The following is a 21,202-nucleotide window of genomic DNA, read 5'->3' on the forward strand; positions in this document are numbered from 1 at the left end:
CGCGGCATCCTGGATCGGATGCCGCGGCCCTCACGGTCGGCGGGGTCAGGCCGTCGGTGGGGTCAGGCCGTCGGTGGGGTTAGGCCGTCGTCTCGCGGGCGATCGCGGCGACGAACGCGTCGATGTCCTCGGCGGTGGTGTCGAACGAGCACATCCAGCGCACCTCGCGGCGCAGCTCGTCCCAATCGTAGAAGCGGAAGCTCTGGCGGAGGCGGTCCGCGACACCGGCCGGCAGGGTCGCGAAGACACCATTCGCCTGCGTCGGCTGGGTGAACTGCACGCCCTGGATCGAACCGTCGGCGAGCCCCGCTTCGACGCCGGCGCGCAGGCGCTGCGCCATCGCGTTGGAGTGGCGGGCGTTGCGCAACCACAGGTCGTCCTCGAGCAGAGCCACCAGCTGTGCCGAGACGAAGCGCATCTTGCTCGACAGCTGCATGTCGAGCTTTCGCAGGTAGGTCAGGCCGGTCGAGGCCGCCGGGTCGAGAACGACGATGGCTTCGCCGATCATCGCTCCGTTCTTGGTCCCGCCGAAGCTCAGCACGTCGACGCCGGCATCGCGGGTGAACGCCCGCAGCGGCACGTCGAGGGCTGCGGCGGCGTTGGAGATCCGCGCGCCGTCCATGTGCAGGCGCATGCCGTGCCCGTGCGCGTGAGCGGCCAGGGCGCTGATCTCGTCGACGGTGTACAGGGTGCCGAGCTCCGTCGACTGGGTGATCGAGACCACGAGCGGCTGGGCGCGGTGCTCGTCGCCCCAGCCCCAGGCTTCCCGGTCGACCAGTTCGGGGGTGAGCTTGCCGTCGTCGGTGGGGACGGTCAGCAGCTTGATCCCGCCGACGCGCTCGGGGGCGCCGCCCTCGTCGACGTTGATGTGCGCGGTGGATGCCGTGATCACGGCGCCCCAGCGGGGGAGCATCGACTGCAGCCCGACGACGTTGGCGCCCGTGCCGTTGAAGACCGGGTAGGCCTCGACGCCGTCGCCGAGCAGGCCGGTGAACAGCTCCTGCAGGCGGGCGGTGTAGACGTCTTCGCCGTAGGCCACCTGGTGGCCCTCGTTGGCCGCGGTGATCGCGGCGAGGACGTCGGGGTGGATGCCGGAGTAGTTGTCGGAGGCGAAGCCGCGCACCGATGCGTCGTGGAGGGGAGTCACCGCTCCAGCGTAACGACCAGGGGGCCAACCCCTCCTCCCCAGGGCGCGAAGTCGGACTCCGCTCCCCATTCGGCCCGGCGCGCCGACCGGAGGTCGTCGGACCCGACGAGAATGAAGGGATGCACATGGACCCCGAGGCGCTCAGCATCGCCGGCGAGTTGTTCTCGCCGTCGGCGATGGCACGTGCCGACCGGCTCCTCGTGTACGGCTCCGTCGAGGTCGGCGAGGTCAGGACGCTCGACGGTGTCCTCGTGGTGACGGCGCAGTCGTTCGGAGCCGCGGGCTACGAGCACCTCGAGCTGCGGGTGCCCACCGATCTCTCCCGCCTCGCCGGGTGGTGCTCGTGCGGGCGCGGACCCGAGTGCGAGCACGGGTGCGCGGCCGCGCTCGTGCTGTTCGACCGCGTGCTGTCGGCGGGGCGCCCGACGCGCCCGGAATGGCAGCGATCGCTCGACGAGCTCTTCGCGGTCGCGCCCGCGGCGGCCACCGACGAAGACCCCGTCGAGCTCTGCCTGTTCCTCGCCGTCCGTCGCGGGGGTGGGCACGGCCGCAGCACAGCCCTCACCCTCACGGCACGTCCCGGCATGCGCGGAACGCGCGGAACCTGGATCAAGGGGCGGGCCGGCTGGGCGGCGCTGTCGTCGCTCCCCGCCGATCCGCGGGCGCGCGCCGCCCTCGACAGTCTGGGCCGAGTCGGTCGATCCGGCCCCGGCGCCTTCCTGTCCGACGAGTGGATGCCGTTGTCCGCCGTTCCCCCGCACTCGCTGTGGCTGCACCTCGAGAACGTGCTCGCGGCCGGGGTGCCGATCGTGTCGAGCGCGGGCGCCCACCACCCGGTTCACCTCCCCGACGACCCGGCGGTGCCCGCGATGGCCGTCGATCGCCGTGGCTCCGCGGTGCTCCTGCGGGGGATCGTCGAGGGGATGGCCGACGAGGTCGCGGCGCGGCCGTCGTGGGTCGTGGGAGACCCCGCCGTGGCGGTGGCCTTCGTCGCGGATCGCGACGGAGACGACGAGCGCATCACCCTCGCTCGCCTGTCGACGCCGGTGGCCGACCCGCTGCGCGGTCTGCTCGCGCGCACGGGAGCCCTCACCATCGACGATGGCGGGTCCGAGACCTTCCTGCGCGAGTATCTGCCCCGTCTCCAGCTCGAGGCGCCCGTGGTGTCGCCGCGCGGCACCGTCGAGCTCCCCCCGGCGCCGCGGCCGGTCCTCGAGGTGCTCGTGGCGCACGGCTCGGGCTCGGCGACGCTCGCCACCCGGTGGGACCGTTCGGCGACGCGCGGACGCCGCGACGACGAGCACGAGCGCGGGGTGATCGCCGCCGTCGACGCCATCGGCGCCGACCTGCGCATCTCCCTTCCCCGTCCCCCGGCGACGGGTACGACTCCCGCCCGGGCGCTGACGGCGGCCGATGCCGCGATCCTCGCCGTCGAGGCCGCACCGCGCCTCGAGGCGCTCGACCACGTGCGGGTGCTCGTCTCCGGCGACGCGCTGACCTACCGGATCGCGTCGGAGGCCCCGTCCGTGCAGCTGAGCACGGGAGCCGACGACGGGAGCGACTGGTTCGACCTCCACGCCCGCGTGACCGTGGGCGACGCCGAGGTCGACTTCACCGACCTCTATACGGCCCTCGCTCTCGGCGATCGGGCGCTCTTCCTCGGCGACGGAACGTACGTGCGGCTCGACACCCCCGAGTTCGACCGACTGCGCGCGGTCATCGACGAAGCGCGCACCCTCGCCGATCGCCCCGAGGCGGAGATGAAGCTCAACCGCTACAACGTGGGACTGTGGGACGACCTGGCCGAGTTGGGCATGATCGCCGCGCACGAGGCCGAGTGGTGGCTGCGCGTCCGGGGCCTCACCGACGAGGCCGCCCTCGCCTCGATCGACCCGCCGGCCGGACTCCGCGCCACGCTGCGCGACTACCAGCGCGCGGGCCTCGACTGGCTGCACTTCCTGCGCGCGCAGGGGCTGGGCGGGATCCTGGCCGACGACATGGGCCTCGGCAAGACGGTGCAGACGATCGCGATGATGCAGGCGGCGCTCGAAGCCGATCCGCTCATGCCCCCCTTCCTCATCGTGGCTCCCACCAGCGTGGTGGGCAACTGGGCGCGGGAGTGCGCCACGTTCGCCCCCGGGCTGCAGACGGTCACGGTCACGGCCACGCGGGCGCGACGGAAGACGAGCATCGCCGAGGCCGCCGCCGGGGCGCACGTCGTGGTGACCAGCTACGCGCTGTTCCGTCTCGAGCAGGAGCAGTACGCCGAGGGGGAGTGGTCGGGCCTGGTGCTCGACGAGGCGCAGCAGATCAAGAACCCCGCCTCGCGCGGGTACCGTGCGGCACGGGCCCTGTCGGTGCCCTTCACGCTCGTGGTCACGGGCACGCCGATGGAGAACAACCTCCTCGAGCTCTGGGCCCTGGTGTCGCTCGTCGCTCCCGGTCTGCTGGGCACCCGCGAGTCGTTCACGACGCTGTACCGCACGCCGATCGAGAAGCATTCCGATGGCGCACGGCTCGACCTGCTGCGCCGGCGCATCCGCCCCTTCCTGCTCCGACGCACCAAAGAGCTGGTCGCCGCCGAACTCCCGCCGAAGCAGGAGACGATCCTCGAGGTCACCCTGCACCCCGCGCATCGCAAGCTCTACGACCGTCGCTTCCACCGGGAGCGTCAGCGGCTGCTGGGGCTGCTCGACGACGCCGACGGCAATCGCTTCGCGATCTTCCGCTCCCTGACGATGCTGCGCCAGCTCGCCCTCGACCCGGCCCTCGTCGACGAAGGAGAAGCGCCGTCGGCGAAGCTCGACGCGCTCGAAGAGCTCCTCGTCGAGGCCGCCGCCGAGGGGCACCGCGTCCTGGTCCTCAGCCAGTTCACGCGGTTCCTGCGCGCGGCGCGGCAGCGGTGCACCGACGCCGGGCTCGCGTCGGGCTACCTCGACGGCACGACGACCCACCGCCAGGCCGAGATCGACCGCTTCCGCGACGGCACCGATCCCGCGTTCTTCGTCTCGCTCAAGGCGGGAGGCGTGGGGCTCAACCTCGTCGAAGCCGACTACGTCGTGCTGCTCGATCCGTGGTGGAACCCCGCGGTCGAGGATCAGGCCATCGACCGCGCCCACCGCATCGGGCAGACGCGCCCGGTGATCGTGTACCGGCTCGTGTCGTCCGACACCGTCGAAGAGAAGGTGGTGGCGCTGCGCGAGGCCAAAGCCGACCTGTTCTCGCGCGTGCTCGACGGGGGCTCCGACGAGGGCGACGGCGTCTTCGCGGGTGGCCCGCGCCTCACCGCCGACGACATCCGCAGCTTGCTCGACTGACCGTCCCGCCGGCGGCGCCGAGCGCCGGGGTCTGGCCGATGTCGGAGGTCGGGTCTACCGTGTGGCTATGTCCGCATCGCCGCCCTCCGCCACCGCCCCGGCCGGCGCTCCGACGACCGGGAACCGCACCTTCCTCGCGGTGCTCGTCAACACCGCCGCGGCGAACGTCACGACCAGCTTCCTGTGGTTCGCGCTCACGTTCTGGGTCTATCTCGAGACCCGCTCGGTGCTGGCCACCGGCATCGTCGGCGGGGCGTACATGCTGCTGCTCGCCGTCTTCGCGATGTTCTTCGGGTCGCTCGTCGACCGCCACCGCAAGCATCGGGTCATGGTGTTCTCCGGGCTCGTCACCCTGACGGCGTTCCTCGTCGCGGGCGCCCTGTGGCTGGCCTTCCCCGAGGCGGCGCTGCTCGATCTGGGCGGTCCCTGGTTCTGGCTCTTCGCCGGCGTCATCCTGGCCGGAGCGGTCGTCGAGAACATGCGCAACATCGCGCTGTCGACCACGGTCACGCTCCTCGTCCCCGTCGAGCGCCACGCGAACGCGAACGGTCTGGTCGGCACGGTGCAGGGTCTGGCCTTCGTGGTCACCAGTGTCTTCAGCGGCTTGTCGGTGGGCTTCCTCGGCATGGGCGGCACCCTGGCCATCGCCATCGCGCTGACACTCGTCGCGCTGGTGCACCTGTTGACCATCCGCATCCCCGAAGAGCGCCCGGCCGCGGGCGCCGAGCCCGGCCCCCTGGTCGACGTGCGCGGGGCGATCCGCGCGGTGCGAGCGGCTCCCGGACTCTTCGCGCTGCTCATCTTCTCCACCTTCAACAACCTCATCGGCGGCGTCTACATGGCCCTGATGGACCCCTACGGTCTCGAGCTGTTCGACGTGCAGGTCTGGGGCGTCGTCCTCGGCGTCACCGCGACGGGGTTCATCATCGGCGGCGGGCTCGTGGCGCGGTTCGGACTCGGTCGAAACCCCATCCGCACGATGCTGTGGCTCGTCATCGCGATGGGGGCGCTCGGCGCGATCTTCACCCTGCGCGACTGGTGGTGGCTCTACGTCGCCGGCATCTGGGTGTACATGGCGCTCATCCCCCCGGTCGAGGCCGCCGAGCAGACGATCATCCAGAAAGTCGTGCCGTTCGAGACGCAGGGGCGGGTGTTCGGTTTCGCCGCCGCCTTCGAGTCGGCGGCCGCGCCCGTCACCTCGTTCCTCATCGCCCCGATCGCCGAGTTCGCGATCATCCCCTACATGCGGGGCGGTGAGGGTCAGGCGATGTGGGGCTGGCTGGTCGGCGACGGAGCGTCGCGCGGCATTGCGCTCGTGTTCGTCTTCGCCGGACTGTTCATGGTGGTGGCCGCGTCGCTCGCGTTCCTCACGCGCTCGTACCGCACCCTCTCGCGGCAGTACCGCACGGCCGAGGTCAACGCCGACGTGGCGGACGGGCCCTCTCCCGTCGATGACCGCGAGGCGTCGGTGCACAACGCCGCCGCCCCGCCGATCGCCGACGCCGCAGCGACGACCGCGGCGTCTCCCGCGCGGACCGCCGACGCCGCAACGTCGACCGCGCACGCGACGCCGACCGCGCTTGCGACGCCGGACGACCCGCGCGGCTGACCCTGTCCGCGACGCCGCGAGACGCGCGCGGCTGAAGCTATCCGCGACGCCGCGGAACCCGCACCGCTGACGCGGTCAGGCGGGAGCGTCGATACCGATCGTCACGTCGTTCCAGGCGGTCGCGTCGTCATCCCACAGGGCGATGAACGACGCGGCGAGGGCGTCCTCGAGCCCCGACAGGCTGGTGACGCGGAAGATGACCGCCGCGGCCGTCGGCTCCCGCCCGGCGTCGCGGGCCGCTTTCGCGTAGCCCTGCGCAACCGCGCGCACCCAGGTCTCCGATGCCGCCTTGGCCGTCGCGTAGTTCGCCCCACCCGCGAGCGGACGTTCCACCGCGTTCGACGACACGATCGCCAAGCGCCCCGCGGAGGAGGCGCGCAGGTCGTCGTCGAACGCGCGGCTCACGTGCCGGAGCGCCGTCACCGACTGCAGCAGGAAGGCGAAGTCGTCGTCGCTCTGTCCGGCCAGGCCCCCGCCGCCCCGCCAGCCACCGACCAGGTGCAGCAAGCCGTCGATGGGACCGTGCTCGGCGCGCACGCGATCGCGCAGTTCACCGACGGCGCGCTCGTCGGTCAGATCGCAGCGTTCGACGGCGATGCCCGGCAGATCCGCCGCCATCGTCGCCAGACGTTCGTCGGAGCTTCCCACCACGACGACGCGCGCCCCGGTGTCGAGCAGTGCGCGCGCGCAGGCGTGTCCGGCGGCGCTCGTTCCGCCCGCGAGCAGCACCGTGCGCCCCCGCACTCCCTCGTCGTCGTTGCGTGCGTCGGTCATCGTCATCCCCTCGCCCCCAGCGGGCCCCGTCGCCCACGTCGTCGATCCCGCGAGAGCCAGGGTACGGCCGTACCCCGCTCCCGCGTCAGTCCGTCCCGCGGATCCCCTCGGTCGATGCGATCACGGGCCGCATCTTCTTCTCGAGCGCTTCGAAGAACATCGACAGCGGGAACTCGTCATCCAGGACGGCGTCGGTGTACCCCTTCGGGAGCCCGGCGAGTACGTCGTCCGAGAGTCCCCGCGCCCACACCGAGGCGGGGTGCGGGGTGACGACCGCGCGCACGAGGTCGTACGCGGCGAGCCAGTGCGCGACCTTGGGGCGGTCGATCGAGCGCCAGTACAGTTCGTCGATCGCGTCGGCCAGCGCGATGACCGCGGCGGGCACCTCGTCCCAGTCGAACGCGAGCGAGGTGTCGGTCCAGTGCAGCACGCGGTGCTGGTGCAGCCAGGCGAAGAGCAGCTGTCCGCCGAGGCCGTCGTAGTTGCGCACGCGCGAGCCGGTGATGGCGAAGCGGAAGATGCGGTCGAAGATCACGGCGTACTGCACGAGGCCGGCGTGCTCGCGCATGGCGATCTCGGCGGCATCCAGGTCGTCGCGGGCCGACAGTCGGGCCTGAAGCGACACGCACTCGCGGAACGCCGTGAGGTCGCAGCGCAGCTCCTCGAGCGAGTAGAGGAAGAACGGCATCCGCTGCTTGATCATGAACGGGTCGAACGGCAGGTCGCCGCGCATGTGCGTGCGGTCGTGGATGAGGTCCCACATGACGAACGTCTGCTCGGCGAGGTCTTGGTCATCGAGCAGACGCGCGGCCTCGGCGGGCAGCTCGAGCTTGGTGATGTCGGCGGCGGCGCGGGTGACGCGACGGTAGCGCGCGGCCTCGCGGTCCTGGAAGATCGCCCCCCACGTGAAGGTGGGGACCTCGCGCATGGCGACGGTCTCGGGGAAGAGCACCGCGGAGTTCGTGTCGTACCCGGGTGTGAAGTCGATCAGCCGCAGCGAGACGAACAGGCGGTTGGTGTACTCGGTCTCGAGACGCGCGATGAACTCGGGCCAGATGGCCTCGACGAGCACCGCTTCGACGTGGCGATTGCTCGAGCCGTTCTGGGTATACATCGGGAAGACGACGAGATGACGGATGCCGTCGACCCGGTGCTCCTGCGGCTGGAAGGCGACGAGCGAGTCGAGGAAGTCGGGTGTGCCGAGGCCCTCGTCCTGCCAGCGCCGGAAGTCGGCGACCGAGGCCGTGAGGTAGGCGTCGTCGTGGGGGAACAGCGGGGCGAGGGCGCCGATGGCCTCGACGATCTCGTCGACGAGGGGACCGGCGGCGGCGGTGTCGTCGATCGAGCCGTCCTTCGCCTGCAGCGTGTGCAGCGCGGTGGCGGCTCGTTTGAGCTGAGCCCACGCGGGGGTGTGTTCGACGTCGTCGACGGCTCGGCCGTCGAGCAGATCGTGCGCGGCACGGGAAGGCGTGGCGATGGTCATGGCATCCTCCGATCAGGCTGTAAATATTCCTGCTGAAGTGGCATGCTAACGGAAAACTTACGGACACCGCCAGGTCGACCCCCGCACGCCCTGCTACTGTCGAGCGCATGACCGAGGCCCCTGCCCGCGCCGCGCGCCTGGAGGACTCCGTCGATGCCGCGATCGTCCGCGAGATCTCGCTCGACGCGCGCGCCACGCTCTCGCACCTCTCGGAGCGCGTCGGGCTGTCGGTGTCGGCCGTGCAGTCCCGACTGCGCCGACTGGAGTCGCGCGGCATCGTGCGCGGATACCGCCCCGTGCTCGACGCCGAGGCGCTCGGCCGGCCCCTCGCCGCCTTCGTCGAGATCACGCCGCTCGATCCGGCCCAGCCCGACAACGCCCCCGAACTCCTGTCGCATTTGACCGCCATCGAGGCGTGCCACTCCATCGCGGGCGAGGCGGCGTACATGCTCTTCGTGCGCGTGCCCACGCCGCGCGACCTCGAGACGCTCATCCGCGACATCCGGGCGGCAGCCCAGGTCAACACCCGCACCACGGTGGTGCTGCAGACCTTCTTCGAGGCGCGCCCGATCGAGCCCGCCGCCTTCCCCGCGTGAGCGCGGCCGAGATACATCGCGAGACGGATGCCCAGCCCACCCGCGGCGCGTAGCGTGGCCGCGATGTTCACTCCGCGCCCGCTGCAGCGATACCAACTGGTCACCGACCTCGGCATCGCCCTCGTCTTCGGCCTGCTCGCCATCGCCACAGAACTCGCGGGCGGGTCGGGCGCCACCGCCGGCGTGGACCTGGCCCTCGAGACGCTCGGCGGGATGCTGGTGGCCGTGGCCCTGACCGTGGCCGTGGCGCTGCGCCGCCTGCAACCGGCCCTGGCGCTGATCTTCGCCTGGGCGGGGGCGCTGCTGCAGATGGGTTTCGGGCGGCAACCGTCGCCCAGCGACGTCGCCATCTTCGCGGTCCTCTACGCCACCGCGGCCTACGGGACGCGCCGCGTGTTCTGGGGCGGCTTCGCCTCGGCGATCGCCGGGGCGATCATCGTGCCGCTGTACCTCGTCGGTCGCGGGGTGACGGCGCCACTCACCGCGAACGAGTGGTTCGCGGTCGCCGCGTTGCTGCTGGCATCCGGGTTCGCGCTCATGCTGGCGTGGGTGTCGGGGGCGCTGGTGCGCACGGCCATGCGTGCGACCGCCAACAGCAGGGCGCAGCGGGCGGCCGAGGCCGAGACGATCGCCGAGCAGCAGCGGGTGCGCATCGCCCGCGACATGCACGACGTCGTCGCCCACTCGCTCGCCGTCGTCATCGCGCAGGCCGACGGTGCGCGCTACGCTGCCGCGACCGACCCGCAGGCCACGACGGCTGCGCTCTCGACGATCTCGTCGACGGCACGCGCCGCCCTCGGAGACGTGCGCCTGCTGCTCACGCAGCTGCGCCACAGCCAGGCCGAGGGGCCGCAGCCCACCCTCGCCGACATCGAGACGCTGTACACCCGCATGCGCGCGGCGGGCCTCGTGGTCACCGCCGAGGTCGATCCCTCCCCGCCCGGCGAACCGCCCGCCGCCATCCAGCTCGCGGTCTACCGCATCATGCAGGAAGCCCTCACGAACGCCCTGCGGCACGGCGTCGACCCACGTGTCCGCGTGCACCTGGCGTGGTGGCCCGACCGGGTGGAGCTGTCGATCCGCAATGCCCGTGCCACGGCATCCGTCGCCCCGGCCGCGCCGGGCGGTCACGGCCTCATCGGCATGCGCGAGCGCGCGCAGTTGGTCGGCGGCCGACTCACGGCCGAACCCGAATACGGCGAGTTCGTCGTGCGGGCGACCCTGCCGATCGGGCGCCCGGCGTGAGCCCCGCCCCCGCCCCCGCCGGACTCGATCGGCGCAGGGGATGCCGCACCCTCGCTCGACCAGAAGAGGAACCGCGCGCATGACCGCTCCCATCCGTATCGTCCTCGTCGACGACCAGGTCCTGTTCCGCGCGGGCATCCGCATGGTGATCGACTCGCAGCCCGATCTCGAGGTGGTGGGCGAGGCCTCCGACGGGCGCGAGGGCATCGACGTGGTGCGGGCGACCCGCCCCGACCTCGTGCTCATGGACGTGCGAATGCCGGTCATGGACGGCCTGACCGCCACGGCGGAGATCCTGAGCGAACCCGCGCCCCCGCGCGTCGTCGTGCTGACCACCTTCGACCTCGACGAGGCCGCCGCGCGGGCCATCCAACGCGGAGCGAGCGGGTTCCTGCTGAAGGACTCGGAGCCCGAGTTCCTGCTCTCGGCGGTGCGCACCGTGCACGCCGGCTCCGCCGTGATCGCCGCCGAGGCGACGCGGACGCTGTTCGCGCACATCGCCGAAGGCGGCGCCGAGCCGGTGCCCGCGAGCTACGCGAGCCTCACCGACCGCGAGCGGGAGATCTTCGCGCTCGCCGCGGCGGGCTTGAGCAACGCCGAGATCGCAGAGCGCGAGTTCCTGTCGGAGGCGACGGTGAAGACGCACATCAGCCGCGTGCTCACCAAGCTCGCCCTGCGTGACCGCGTGCAGCTGGTGGTCTTCGCGTTCCGCCACGGCCTGGCCTGACCCGCGCCCCGCGTCGAGTCCGCGCCTGCCTGCACCCCACGCCGGCGCGAAGCGGTCAGGGCGTGGAGGGAGATGCCTCGGGGTCGTGGGCCCAGGTCGGGGCGAGCGCCCGGATGCGTGCCGCGCGCCACTGCCACGTCGCCCACAGTCCCGGCCAGAGCGCCGGGGCGGCGGCGCCGCCGATGGTCAGTCGCTCGCGCCAGAGGGTGCGGCCCTCCTCGCCCGGGGCTGCCGAGACCGCCATCTGGTGGTCCCAGACATCGAGGCTCGCCAGCGGGCCGGTCAACGGGACCCCCCAGTCTCGGAACACCCGCACGCGGCCGTTGCCGTCGTGGGTCTCACGATCGGCGACCGAGATCAGCTGCCGGCCGACGGGAAAGATGCCGGCGACGCTCATCTGCACCGGAACGTCGTCCCCCGACTCGAACGAGGTGGGCATGGTGCCGAGCGCGTCGACCTCGAGCAGGGGGCCGTACAGTTCCGCGACGGCGCGCGGGGAGTGCAGCGCCCGCCACGCGGCATCCGGGTCGCAGTCGATGACGAACTTCAGCAGAATGCGCATGTCACCGATCGTGCCCGACGTGGCCGTCTTCGTCGGTACCGCTTGACGAACACGCGGTGACGCTCCACCGTTCTAGGCTCGGAGGATGCCGAAACACCCCGCCCTCTCGCAGTCCGACTACCAGGTGCGGCTGGAGTGGGGTGGCGCGGGCCTCTCCCGCCTGGCCGACGCCCACGTCGTGGTCCTCGTGCAGACCCTCGGCCTGTCGGCGCGCGCCCTGGCGGCGGCCGAAGCCGGGGCACCCCTCGACGCCGTCGACGATGCGGCCGCGGCCCTCGTCCGCGCCTCGGCCGCGACCGGGGCGCACGTCGTGGTGGGAGGTCTGCGCAACGCTGCCGCCGTCGCCGCGCACGTGCTCGAGGTGCAGCGCACGCGCGGCGAGCGCACGAGCATCTCGATCGTCGCGGCGGGGTACCCCGACGGCACGGATGCCGAGGGACTCCGCTTCGCCGTCGACGACCTGCTGGGCGCCGGGGCCGTCGTCGCCGCTCTGGGCGACCTCGGTATCGACCACGCCTCGCCCGACGCCGCCGTCGCCGGCGAGGGCTTCCGCGCTCTCGGCGGGGCCGTGCGCCACCTGCTCACGGCCAGCGGCACGGGGCGCGCGCTCGCCGCCGACGGGCAGCGCGAGCAGGTGTTGGCCGCGGCCGCGCGCGACGCCGCATCGGTCGTGCCGGTGCTGCGCGACGGAGCGTTCGTCGCCCCCTGACGCGCGCTCAGCGCGGCGTGGAGGCGGCCAGGCGCACCGCGGGCGAGATCTCGCGCCGCACCCACGACAGGGCGAAGCGCGGGTCGAAAGTGGGCGCGCACTTCGCGCACGAGGTGGGACGCGTGGCCTTGCGGTGCCGGTAGGCGACGTGGCCGGCGGGACAGGTGCCGACCCACGGCGCGAGCTCGGTGGCCGTCTCGCCCGCGTGCGTCGTTCCGCCGACGTACCCGAGCTCGCGCGCGGTGCGTTTCCACGCCGCGCCGTGGCCGGCCCGGGCTCCGGCGAGGGCGTGCGCCACCTCGTGCAGCAGCGTCTGGTGGTTCGTGTCGTCGTCGTAACGCGCGGTGAGGTAGCGCGAGACGCTGATGCGCTTGCGGCCGTAGTCGCACAGACCCGCGCGGCGCTTGGCGTTGTCGAACGCGAACGTCCACGACGCGTCGAGGTGCAGGGCGATCAACGCCTCGGCCCAGACTCGTACGCGGTGCAGATCGGACATGACGGGAAGCCTAGGCGGGGCCTACGACACTCAGCTCGCGACGACCTCGCGCGTGCGTCGACGCTCGGCGGCGTCGATCGCCAGCAGGGTCGACTCGAGCTGCGCATCGGTCGCGCCGGCGTTCTGGCGCAGGAAGAGCGCCTGCTTGAAGTCGCGGCGCGCGGCGTCGTAGTCGCCCTCGTCGTAGTGCACCTTGCCGCGGTGCTGCAGGGCGAAGGCGGCGATGCTGGCCCACCCCTGGCCCTCGGCCTCGTCGGCGCACATGGTGAGTTCCTGCTCGGCGGCGGCGAACGCCCCGCGGCACTGCAGGATCGTGGCGTGCAGGATGCGGGCGCGCAGCAGGTCGCGGCGGGTGCCGGCCATGCGGGCGACGCGCACCGACTGGTCCGAGATGACGAGGGCCTCGTCGAAGCGGTCGAGCACCTTCAGCAGCCACACGCGTTCGAGCAGGGCATGGAGGCTGCGCTGCGAACCGATCTCCTCGAGTCGTTCCGCGCACTCGCGAGAGTCGGTGACCTCGCGCAACGTGTCGGGGTCGTACCCGTGGATGTAGCTCACCGTCGCTCCTCTCGGTCGGGCAGGAGTTCCAGTTTGCGTGGCAGGCGCGCTCAGAACGCCCGCGCCACGCGGTCGGGGCGCGAACACGCCGCCGTCACCGTTCGAAGATCGACGCCGAGGGCTTGGGTGAGGGCGTCGCGTCGGCATCGGTCGACGCCCGCGCCCCGCGCATGAACTCCTCGATCTCGGCCCCCTGGGCCACTTTCGCGGGGTGGGGACCGGCCGCCATGAGACGCGGGAGCCATTCGACGGGCAGGGGGGCGGCGGAGGCGGCGACGACGAGATTGCCGAAGCGGCGGCCCTTGAGCACCTGCACCTCGGCGAGCACGATCACCTCGGGCAGCACCGCGCGGATCGTGGCGACCTGTCGTCGGGCGAAGGCGAGGCCGGGGCCGTCCGACACGTTGACGAGCAGGACGCCGTCGGGGGCGAGCAGACGCGCGGCGTCGCGGTAGAACTCCACCGTGGTCAGGTGCGCCGGGGTCTGCGCGCCCGAGTACACGTCGCTCACGAGCAGATCGACGGCGCCGGTGAGCCCGGCGGGGAGCTTGGCGAGACCGGCGCGCGCGTCGCCGATGCGCACGCGGATCGCGGCGCCGCGGGGAAGGGGGAGGTTCTCGCGCACGAGATCCCAGAGCGCCGGCTCCAGTTCGATCACCTGCTGGCGGGAGCCGGGGCGGGTGCTCTCGACGTAGCGGGGGAGGGTGAGGGCCCCCGCGCCCAGGTGCACCGCGGTCAGCGACTGTCCCGGCATCCGCAGGCGGTCGATGACCGCTCCCATGCGCGCGACGTATTCGAAGTGCAGGTGGGTGGGATCGTCGAGGTCGACGTGCGACTGGGGGGTCGCGTCGACGACCAGCTCCCATCCCGAGACGAAGCCCGACGGCGACACCCGCGCGGTCGATCCGTCCGACAGTCGCGCCGTGGGGGCGTCGTCGGGTTCGATGCGCATGCGTGCCATCCCTCCACGCTAGCCGGGCCCCGTCGCGCGAGATGCCGAACCCCGACGCACGCCCTGGCCGCGAAGCGACGACTCTCGGCTCCTCGCGCTGCCCGAGGCGGGCAGGGTGCGCACCGCGGCGGCGGGGGGATGGGCGGAATGCGCCATCGGTGGCCTGGGAGGGCATCAGGATGCCGGATTCTCGAAACACGATCGATACACGCGGGCAATGGGCACGACGCCGCCCGCCCTGTACGGTCGGGGGAACACAGCAAGCGGAGCGCGGCACGATGACGTGACAGCGCCGTCGTTCTCCTCCCTTTCCCCCCTGAAGGTGTACCGAAAATGCTCAGTTCTCTTCGACGACGTCTGCTCGTCGGCGGCGCCACCGTCGCCATCGGCGCGCTCGCCCTGTCGGGCTGCACGAGTCAGCGCGACGACGACGGCGGCGGCGACGCCGGCGGTGACGTCGACTCCACATTCGTGTTCGGCGCCTCGGGCGATCCGTCCAGCCTCGACCCCGCCTTCGCCAGCGACGGAGAGTCGTTCCGCATCTCGCGGCAGATCTTCGAGGGCCTCGTCGGCGTGGAGTCGGGCACCGCCGACCCCGCCCCCATGCTCGCCGAGAGCTGGGAGCAGTCGGACGACGGCCTGTCGTACACCTTCACGCTCAAAGAGGGCGTGACCTTCCACGACGGCACCGAGTTCAACGCCGACGCCGTCTGCTTCAACTTCGATCGCCAGAACAACTTCACCGGCATCGCGCAGTCCGAGAGCCTGTCCTACTACTGGGGCAAGATCATGCGCGGATACGCCGACACCGGCACCTCGATCTACGGCGGCTGCGAGGTGGGAAGCCCCACCGAGGTCACCATCACGCTGACCGAACCGTTCGCCGGTTTCATCCCCGCGCTGTCGCTCCCCGCGTTCGCGATGCAGAGCCCCACCGCGCTGCAGGAGTACCAGGCCGACGAGGTGGGCGGAACCGCCGAGGCGCCGACCCTCAGCGAGTACGCCCAGGGCCACCCCACCGGCACGGGTCCGTTCCAGTTCGACTCGTGGGAGCCCGGCGCCGAGGCGACCGTCAACGCCTACGAGGGCTACTGGGGTGACCAGGGCCAGGTGCAGAAGGTCATCTTCCGCGTGATCGGCGACACCACGGCTCGTCGCCAGGCGCTCGAGTCCGGCTCGATCGACGGGTACGACCTCGTGGCCCCCGCCGACCTCGGCGCGCTCGAGTCCGCGGGCTACATGCTCACCAACCGCGACCCGTTCAACATCCTGTACCTCGGCATGAACCAGGCCGACCCGGCGCTCGGCGACATCCGCGTGCGCCAGGCCATCGCCCACGCCATCGACAAGCAGCAGCTGGTCACCCAGGTGCTGCCTGAGGGCACCACGGTGGCCTCGCAGTTCATGCCCGACAGCGTCATCGGCTTCAACTCCGGCGTGACCACGTACGACTTCGATCAGGCCGCCGCCAAGGCCCTGCTCGCCGAAGCCGGCTTCACCGACGCCAACCCGCTGACGCTGACCTTCAACTACCCGGTCAACATCTCGCGCCCGTACATGCCGAACCCCGAGCAGATCTTCACGAACCTCCAGTCGCAGCTGCAGGCCGTGGGCATCGTGCTCAACCCGGTGTCCAACGAGTGGGGCGAGTACCTCGACCTGATCCAGGGCGGCAGCGAGCACGGCATCCATCTGCTCGGCTGGACCGGCGACTACAACGACCCCGACAACTTCGTGGGCACGTTCTTCGGCGGCACGTCCAACGAGTGGGGCTTCGACAACGCGGAGCTGTTCTCGGCTCTCACCTCGGCCCGCGGCCTCGCGACCGAGGCCGAGCAGGACCCGGCCTACCAGGCCGTCAACGAGCAGATCGCGACGTTCCTCCCCGGCATCCCGCTGGCCAACCCCGTGCCGACGCTCGCGTTCGCACCCCGGGTGAAGTCGTACCCCGCCAGCCCCGTGCAGGACGAGGTCTACAACGAGATCGAACTCACCGAGTGATCCGGATGCCGCGGGCTCCGCGTCGTGACGACGCCGGGGCCCGCGGTTCCGCGTCCCCCCGTTCCCGACACCCTGTGAGAACCCGTGCTCCGCACCATCGGCAGGCGCCTGCTCCTGCTCATCCCCACTCTGTTCGGTCTGTCCGTCCTGCTCTTCGCCTGGGTGCGCGCGCTCCCGGGCGGCCCCGCCGTCGCCCTGCTGGGTGAGCGGGCCACCCCCGCCGCCGTCGCTCGCATCAACGAGCTCTACGGCTTCAACGAACCCCTCTACGTGCAGTACTTCACGTGGCTCGGGCGTCTGATGACCGGAGACTTCGGCTCCTCGATCCAGACCGGCCGGCCGGTGCTCGAGGAGTTCGTGCGCCGCTTCCCCGCCACCCTCGAGCTGTCGATCGGCGCGCTCATCGTGGCGGTGGGCATCGGCATCCCGCTCGGCTATTGGGCCGCGCGCCGTCACGGCAAGATCTGGGATCACACCGCCGTCGTGCTGAGCCTCATCGGGATCACGATCCCGGTGTTCTTCCTGGCGTTCATCCTCAAGTACGTCTTCGCCGTGCAGCTCGGCTGGCTGCCCTCCGACGGTCGCCAGAACCCGCGCATCGACGCGACGCACTACACGAACCTCTACGTCTTCGACGGGCTCATCACCGGGGAGTTCGACGCGTCGTGGGATGCCGTGCTGCACCTGATCCTGCCGGCGGTCGCGCTCGGCACGATCCCGCTCGCGATCATCGTGCGCATCACGCGCGCCTCGGTGCTCGAGGTGCAGAACGCCGACTACGTCCGCACCGGCCGCGCCAAGGGCATCGGCCGCTCGACGCTGCGCAACCGCTTCATCCTGCGCAACGCCATGCTGCCGGTCATCACCACCGTGGGACTGCAGGCGGGCCTGCTCATCTCGGGGGCGGTGCTCACCGAGACGGTGTTCGCCTTCCCGGGCATCGGGCAGTTCCTCGCGCGGGCCATCTTCACGCGCGACTTCCCCGTGCTGCAGGGGTTCATCATCTTCATCGCGATCGCGTACGCGCTCATCAACCTGCTGGTCGACCTGTCGTACAGCGTCATCGACCCGAGAGTGAGAGTCCAGTGAGCTCCGGCATCCTCCCTCCCGCCCCCAGCGGCGGTCCCGTCGACGACAACGCGATCGTCGACGGCCAGCTCCTCGCCGCCCAGGCGCGCGGGGGCGGATTCTGGCAGGACGTGTTCCAGCGGCTCCGCCACAGTCCCGTCGCCTGGATCGGCGCGATCATCGTGCTGGCGTTCCTGCTCGTGGCGGCCCTCGCGCCGCTGCTCGCCCCGTACCCGGCCGAGTCCCTGCCCGGACAGCGCTTCATCACGCCGACCGACATTCCGGGGCCGGGCGAGATGGCCGAGTTCCCCCTCGGTCTCGACCGCTTCGGCGGCGACGTGCTGTCGAAGCTCATCTGGGGCGCCCAGGCGTCGCTGCAGATCGGTGTCATCTCGACGGCGATGGGCCTCATCGGCGGCATGGCGCTGGGGCTGCTGGCGGGCATGTTCGGCGGGTGGGTCGACGCGGTGGTCATGCGCTTCGTCGACATCCTGCTCTCGGTGCCGAACCTGCTCCTCGCCGTCTCGATCGCCGCCATCCTCGGCCAGAGCCAGCTCGCGATCATGATCGCGATCGGTGCGTCGCAGGTGCCGGTGTTCGCACGGCTCCTGCGCGCCTCGATGCTGCAGCAGCGCGGCGCCGACTACGTGCTGTCGGCCCAGACCCTGGGCCTCAGTCGACGGACGATCACGATGACCCACGTGCTGCCCAACAGCGTCGGGCCGGTCATCGTGCAGGGCACGCTCACCCTCGCGACCGCCGTCATCGACGCGGCCGCACTGTCGTTCCTGGGCCTCGGTGGCGGGCTGCCTCAGACCGCCGAGTGGGGCCGCATGCTCACGTACGCGCAGGCCGAGCTGGCGATCGCCCCGTGGCTGGCGTTCCTGCCGGGCATCTGCATCGCCGTGACCGCGCTGGGCTTCACGCTGCTGGGCGAGTCGCTCCGCGAGGCGATGGACCCCCGCACCCGCGCGCGGTAGCGGGCGCCCGTCCCCGGCCTCGCGCGGGTCGGGGCCGGTCCGTCGTCGGCGCGGCATCCATGTCCCACTTCGTGCAGTCTTGCCGACCGTTTCTCGCACGAAGTGGGACATGCCCCGGCGCGTGAGCCGCTGCGCCGCCGGCGGTGGGTGCCGTGTCCCACTTCGTGCAGGTCTGCCGACCGTTTCTCGCACCAAGTGGGACGTGCCTCAGCGCACGTGCCGCGGGGCCGTGGGCCAGCGGGTGCCGGGGGACATCGCCCGCTGCACCGCGCGCTGCCTCAGCCCGCCAAGCCCAGCTCGTTGCCCGGGATCGACGCCAGCAGGCGGCGCGTGTACGGGTCGCGGGGGTTGGTGAAGACCTCTTCGCTGGATGCCGCCTCGACCAGGCGCCCGTCCTTCATCACGCAGACGTAGTCGCTGATCAGGCGCACCACCGCCAGGTCGTGCGAGATGAAGAGGTAGCTCAGGCCGTACTCGCGCTGCAGGTCGCCCAGCAGGTCGAGGATCTGCGCCTGTACGAGCACGTCGAGCGCCGACACCGGCTCGTCGCACACGATCAGCTCGGGCGAGAGGGCGAGGGCCCGGGCGATCGCGACGCGCTGCCGTTGCCCGCCCGACAGTTCCGAGGGGTAGCGGCGCAGCATGGATGCCGGCAGGGCCACGTCGTCCATCAGCTGGCGCACCCGCTTCGCGCGTTCCGCCTTGGAGCCGCGCTTGTAGAACGACAGGGGCTCCTCGACGATGCGCTCGACGGTGAACATGGGGTTCAGGCTCGAGTACGGGTCCTGGAAGATCGGCTGCACCTTCTGGCGGAACTGCCGCAGGGCGTCGCCCTTCAGAGCCGCGACGTCCTGCCCGTCGAACGTGATCGATCCGCTCGTGGGCTCGACGACCTTCAGCAGCATGCGCGCGGTCGTCGTCTTGCCCGACCCCGACTCGCCCACGATGGCGACGGTCTGACCGCGGGGGATCGCGAGCGACACGTCGTCGACGGCGCGGAAGTCGTCGCCCCGCCCCCTCGTCGGGTACACCTTGGTGAGGTTCGAGATCTCGACGATGTGGTCGCGCACCGGCTCGGCGGCGCGCGAGCCGCGGAAGTCCTCGGGGCGCAGTCGCACGGCCGCGACCGAGGGCGCCGCCGCCACCAACGACTTCGTGTACTCGTGCTGGGGGTTCTCGAGGATCTGGCGTGCGGGCCCCTGCTCGACGACGCGCCCGCGGTGCATGACCACGACTCTCGATGCGCGCTCCGCGGCGAGACCCAGGTCGTGGGTGATGAGGAGCACGGCCGCGCCCAGCTCGTCGGTCTGCTTGTCGATCTGGTCGAGGATCGTCTGCTGCACGGTGACGTCGAGCGCGCTCGTCGGCTCGTCGGCGATCAGCAGGCGCGGCCGGCAGGCCAGGCCGATCGCGATGAGCGCGCGCTGGCGCATACCGCCCGAGAACTCGTGCGGGTACTGCGTCGCCCGCTTCTCGGCATCCGGCAGTCCCGCCGCCTCGAGCGCCTCGACGACCTTGCCCTTCACGCTCGAGCGGTCGGCCAGGCCGTGGGCGAGCAGCGTCTCGGCGACCTGCGTGCCGATCTTCGCGACGGGGTTGAGGTTCGACATCGGGTCCTGGGGCACCAGGCCGATCTGCCGGCCGCGCACCTGACGCATGCGGGCCTCGCCGAAGGTGGTGAGGTCCTCGCCGTCGAGCAGGATCTGGCCGCGGGCCACGCGGCCCCCGGAGGCGAGCAGACCGATGATCGCCATGGCGGTCGTCGACTTGCCGGAGCCGGATTCGCCGACGATGGCGATGGTCTCACCCGCGTGGATGTCGAGATCCACCCCATCGACGGCCCGCACGGGGCCGTCCATGGTGGCGAAGTCGACCGCGAGATCACGGACCGAGAGAAGGGGCAGGGGGGATGCCGGAGCGGGGGGACCGGCGACATCGGAGGTCATCCCACCATCCTCGCCCGCGCTGCTCGTTCTGCCCACCCCTTCCGCCCGATCGTCACACCCCCGTAACGCGCTCGGATCCGCACGACTCAGGCGGATGCGCCCGCTCACCGTCGGTGTGCGCCCGCCGCACGGACGGTGCAGGAGCTGTGCGCGCCGTGCGCCGGCAACCGTCCGCGACGGGCCGCGCCGCCGTGCGCCGCCGCCCCCCCCCGGGTGCGCCCGCGCCGCCGACCCCCGTACGCGCGCATCGCGGCGTTACGGTGGCTCCATGCGCGTGGACCTCAACGCCGACCTCGGCGAGACCGTCGTCGGGATGCCGACCGCCGACGACGAGGCCATGTTCGCCGTCGTCTCCAGCGCCAACGTCGCCTGCGGGGGACACGCCGGAGACGCCGTCTCCATGCGCGCCTCGGTCGAACGGGCGGCGCGGTTCGGTGTCGCGGTCGGCGCGCATCCCTCGTACGACGACCGCGCGAACTTCGGCCGTGTCCGGCGCGACCCCGCCCCGGACGACCTCCGGGCGAGCATCGCCGCCCAGCTCGACGCGCTCGCCGCGGCCGGTGCCGACCTGCGCTACGTCAAACCGCACGGGGCGCTGTACCACGCGGTGATCGACGACGCCTCGCAGGCCGCAGCCGTCGTCGCCGCGGTCGCCGACCTCTCCGCCCGGCTCGGCCGCGCCCTGCCGGTGCTGGGTCTTGCGGGGGCGATCGCCGAAGCCGCGGCAGCGGCGGGCCTGCCCTTCGTGCGCGAGGCGTTCCTCGACCGCGGGTACACCGCCCACGGACAGCTCGTGCCCCGCGGGGAACCGGGGGCGCTCGTCGACGACCCCGCGCGCGTCGCCGAGCGGGCGCTGCGTCTGGTGCGCGAGGGCGAGGTCGTGGCCGTCGACGGCACGCGCATCGCGGTCGAGGCGGCCTCCCTGTGCCTGCACGGCGACACTCCCTCGGCGGTCGCGATGGCCCAGGCGGTGCGCGGGGCCCTCGACGCTTCGGGCATCGAGGTGCGCGCGCCGTGGTGACGCTCCGGCCG

The 21,202-nt window shown here is 71.9% G+C and carries 18 protein-coding genes; 10 read left to right on the plus strand and 8 right to left on the minus strand.

From position 1 onward, the window contains the following. Positions 1 to 79: 79 nt before the first annotated feature. Positions 80 to 1,147: a threonine aldolase family protein gene (locus tag ASF96_RS03235; RefSeq protein WP_055833516.1), complete on the minus strand. Its 1,068-nt coding sequence runs from the start codon at positions 1,145 to 1,147 to the stop codon at positions 80 to 82. Between the two features lie 119 nt (positions 1,148 to 1,266). Here ASF96_RS03235 and ASF96_RS03240 point away from each other — a divergent pair, with 119 nt between their 5' ends. Together ASF96_RS03240 and ASF96_RS03245 are read left to right on the plus strand one after the other, a co-directional pair. Then, positions 1,267 to 4,464 carry a DEAD/DEAH box helicase gene (locus ASF96_RS03240; RefSeq protein ID WP_200934060.1) on the plus strand — a complete coding sequence of 1,066 codons (3,198 nt, stop codon included), beginning with the start codon at positions 1,267 to 1,269 and terminating at the stop codon, positions 4,462 to 4,464. A gap of 67 nt (positions 4,465 to 4,531) precedes the next feature. Continuing rightward, the gene (locus ASF96_RS03245; protein ID WP_082509253.1) at positions 4,532 to 6,073 is read left to right on the plus strand and encodes an MFS transporter; all 1,542 of its coding nucleotides are present in this window, start codon (positions 4,532 to 4,534) and stop codon (positions 6,071 to 6,073) included. Between the two features lie 75 nt (positions 6,074 to 6,148). On the opposite strand, the gene ASF96_RS03250 is transcribed toward ASF96_RS03245, so the two are convergent. Then, positions 6,149 to 6,847: an SDR family NAD(P)-dependent oxidoreductase gene (locus ASF96_RS03250; protein WP_055937647.1), complete on the minus strand. Its 699-nt coding sequence runs from the start codon at positions 6,845 to 6,847 to the stop codon at positions 6,149 to 6,151. An 85-nt stretch (positions 6,848 to 6,932) separates the two neighbouring features. Further along, a complete protein-coding gene (locus tag ASF96_RS03255; protein ID WP_156458696.1) occupies positions 6,933 to 8,330 on the minus strand; it encodes a DUF6421 family protein in 1,398 nt (465 codons plus the stop codon). A 107-nt stretch (positions 8,331 to 8,437) separates the two neighbouring features. Here ASF96_RS03255 and ASF96_RS03260 point away from each other — a divergent pair, with 107 nt between their 5' ends. From ASF96_RS03260 to ASF96_RS03270, 3 genes are all read left to right on the plus strand, one after another. Further along, complete coding sequence (locus tag ASF96_RS03260; RefSeq protein ID WP_181016003.1) at positions 8,438 to 8,926, plus strand: Lrp/AsnC family transcriptional regulator; 489 nt, start codon at positions 8,438 to 8,440, stop codon at positions 8,924 to 8,926. 63 nt (positions 8,927 to 8,989) lie between these two features. Continuing rightward, positions 8,990 to 10,171, plus strand: a complete 1,182-nt coding sequence (locus ASF96_RS03265; RefSeq protein WP_055935911.1) for a sensor histidine kinase — start codon at positions 8,990 to 8,992, stop codon at positions 10,169 to 10,171. Positions 10,172 to 10,250: 79 nt separating this feature from the next. After that, positions 10,251 to 10,898: a response regulator gene (locus ASF96_RS03270; RefSeq protein ID WP_055935912.1), complete on the plus strand. Its 648-nt coding sequence runs from the start codon at positions 10,251 to 10,253 to the stop codon at positions 10,896 to 10,898. Between the two features lie 55 nt (positions 10,899 to 10,953). Here the strand turns inward: ASF96_RS03270 and ASF96_RS03275 are convergent, their stop codons facing one another. Further along, positions 10,954 to 11,460 carry a hypothetical protein gene (locus tag ASF96_RS03275; protein ID WP_055935914.1) on the minus strand — a complete coding sequence of 169 codons (507 nt, stop codon included), beginning with the start codon at positions 11,458 to 11,460 and terminating at the stop codon, positions 10,954 to 10,956. An 85-nt stretch (positions 11,461 to 11,545) separates the two neighbouring features. Between ASF96_RS03275 and ASF96_RS03280 the strand changes: the two genes are divergently transcribed. After that, positions 11,546 to 12,169, plus strand: coding sequence for a 2-phosphosulfolactate phosphatase (locus ASF96_RS03280; RefSeq protein ID WP_055935916.1), 624 nt, complete (start codon positions 11,546 to 11,548; stop codon positions 12,167 to 12,169). A gap of 7 nt (positions 12,170 to 12,176) precedes the next feature. On the opposite strand, the gene ASF96_RS03285 is transcribed toward ASF96_RS03280, so the two are convergent. From ASF96_RS03285 to ASF96_RS03295, 3 genes are all read right to left on the minus strand, one after another. Then, positions 12,177 to 12,665, minus strand: coding sequence for a SprT-like domain-containing protein (locus tag ASF96_RS03285; RefSeq protein ID WP_055833532.1), 489 nt, complete (start codon positions 12,663 to 12,665; stop codon positions 12,177 to 12,179). Positions 12,666 to 12,695: 30 nt separating this feature from the next. Then, positions 12,696 to 13,223 carry a tetratricopeptide repeat protein gene (locus ASF96_RS03290; RefSeq protein ID WP_055833535.1) on the minus strand — a complete coding sequence of 176 codons (528 nt, stop codon included), beginning with the start codon at positions 13,221 to 13,223 and terminating at the stop codon, positions 12,696 to 12,698. 94 nt (positions 13,224 to 13,317) lie between these two features. Further along, positions 13,318 to 14,184 carry a spermidine synthase gene (locus ASF96_RS03295; protein ID WP_055935918.1) on the minus strand — a complete coding sequence of 289 codons (867 nt, stop codon included), beginning with the start codon at positions 14,182 to 14,184 and terminating at the stop codon, positions 13,318 to 13,320. Between the two features lie 324 nt (positions 14,185 to 14,508). Here ASF96_RS03295 and ASF96_RS03300 point away from each other — a divergent pair, with 324 nt between their 5' ends. The 3 genes from ASF96_RS03300 (at position 14,509) to ASF96_RS03310 (ending at position 18,224) form a co-directional block, all read left to right on the plus strand. Continuing rightward, positions 14,509 to 16,176 (plus strand): ABC transporter substrate-binding protein, encoded by a 1,668-nt coding sequence (locus tag ASF96_RS03300; RefSeq protein WP_055935922.1) that lies wholly within the window; start codon positions 14,509 to 14,511, stop codon positions 16,174 to 16,176. Positions 16,177 to 16,260: 84 nt separating this feature from the next. Continuing rightward, positions 16,261 to 17,265, plus strand: a complete 1,005-nt coding sequence (locus ASF96_RS03305) for an ABC transporter permease (protein WP_055833544.1) — start codon at positions 16,261 to 16,263, stop codon at positions 17,263 to 17,265. A 53-nt stretch (positions 17,266 to 17,318) separates the two neighbouring features. Beyond that, complete coding sequence (locus ASF96_RS03310; protein WP_235560547.1) at positions 17,319 to 18,224, plus strand: ABC transporter permease; 906 nt, start codon at positions 17,319 to 17,321, stop codon at positions 18,222 to 18,224. Positions 18,225 to 18,502: 278 nt separating this feature from the next. Here the strand turns inward: ASF96_RS03310 and ASF96_RS03315 are convergent, their stop codons facing one another. After that, positions 18,503 to 20,170 (minus strand): ABC transporter ATP-binding protein, encoded by a 1,668-nt coding sequence (locus ASF96_RS03315; RefSeq protein ID WP_055935925.1) that lies wholly within the window; start codon positions 20,168 to 20,170, stop codon positions 18,503 to 18,505. 268 nt (positions 20,171 to 20,438) lie between these two features. Here ASF96_RS03315 and pxpA point away from each other — a divergent pair, with 268 nt between their 5' ends. Further along, the gene (pxpA, locus tag ASF96_RS03320) at positions 20,439 to 21,191 is read left to right on the plus strand and encodes a 5-oxoprolinase subunit PxpA (RefSeq protein WP_055935928.1); all 753 of its coding nucleotides are present in this window, start codon (positions 20,439 to 20,441) and stop codon (positions 21,189 to 21,191) included. The last annotated feature ends 11 nt before the right edge of the window (positions 21,192 to 21,202 follow it).

Source organism: Microbacterium sp. Leaf179 (assembly GCF_001423785.1).
Lineage (GTDB): Bacteria > Actinomycetota > Actinomycetes > Actinomycetales > Microbacteriaceae > Microbacterium.

Bases quoted from the DNA above. Each gene is read 5' to 3' on its own strand.
- ASF96_RS03245 (WP_082509253.1), top strand. From the start codon at position 4,532: ATGTCCGCATCGCCGCCCTCCGCCACCGCCCCGGCCGGCGCTCCGACG.
- ASF96_RS03255 (WP_156458696.1), bottom strand. From the start codon at position 8,330: ATGACCATCGCCACGCCTTCCCGTGCCGCGCACGATCTGCTCGACGGC.
- ASF96_RS03285 (WP_055833532.1), bottom strand. From the start codon at position 12,665: ATGTCCGATCTGCACCGCGTACGAGTCTGGGCCGAGGCGTTGATCGCC.
- ASF96_RS03295 (WP_055935918.1), bottom strand. From the start codon at position 14,184: ATGGCACGCATGCGCATCGAACCCGACGACGCCCCCACGGCGCGACTG.
- ASF96_RS03315 (WP_055935925.1), bottom strand. From the start codon at position 20,170: ATGACCTCCGATGTCGCCGGTCCCCCCGCTCCGGCATCCCCCCTGCCC.
- ASF96_RS03250 (WP_055937647.1), bottom strand. From the start codon at position 6,847: ATGACCGACGCACGCAACGACGACGAGGGAGTGCGGGGGCGCACGGTG.
- ASF96_RS03270 (WP_055935912.1), top strand. From the start codon at position 10,251: ATGACCGCTCCCATCCGTATCGTCCTCGTCGACGACCAGGTCCTGTTC.
- ASF96_RS03240 (WP_200934060.1), top strand. From the start codon at position 1,267: ATGCACATGGACCCCGAGGCGCTCAGCATCGCCGGCGAGTTGTTCTCG.
- ASF96_RS03280 (WP_055935916.1), top strand. From the start codon at position 11,546: ATGCCGAAACACCCCGCCCTCTCGCAGTCCGACTACCAGGTGCGGCTG.
- ASF96_RS03275 (WP_055935914.1), bottom strand. From the start codon at position 11,460: ATGCGCATTCTGCTGAAGTTCGTCATCGACTGCGACCCGGATGCCGCG.
- ASF96_RS03300 (WP_055935922.1), top strand. From the start codon at position 14,509: ATGCTCAGTTCTCTTCGACGACGTCTGCTCGTCGGCGGCGCCACCGTC.
- ASF96_RS03260 (WP_181016003.1), top strand. From the start codon at position 8,438: ATGACCGAGGCCCCTGCCCGCGCCGCGCGCCTGGAGGACTCCGTCGAT.
- ASF96_RS03265 (WP_055935911.1), top strand. From the start codon at position 8,990: ATGTTCACTCCGCGCCCGCTGCAGCGATACCAACTGGTCACCGACCTC.
- pxpA (WP_055935928.1), top strand. From the start codon at position 20,439: ATGCGCGTGGACCTCAACGCCGACCTCGGCGAGACCGTCGTCGGGATG.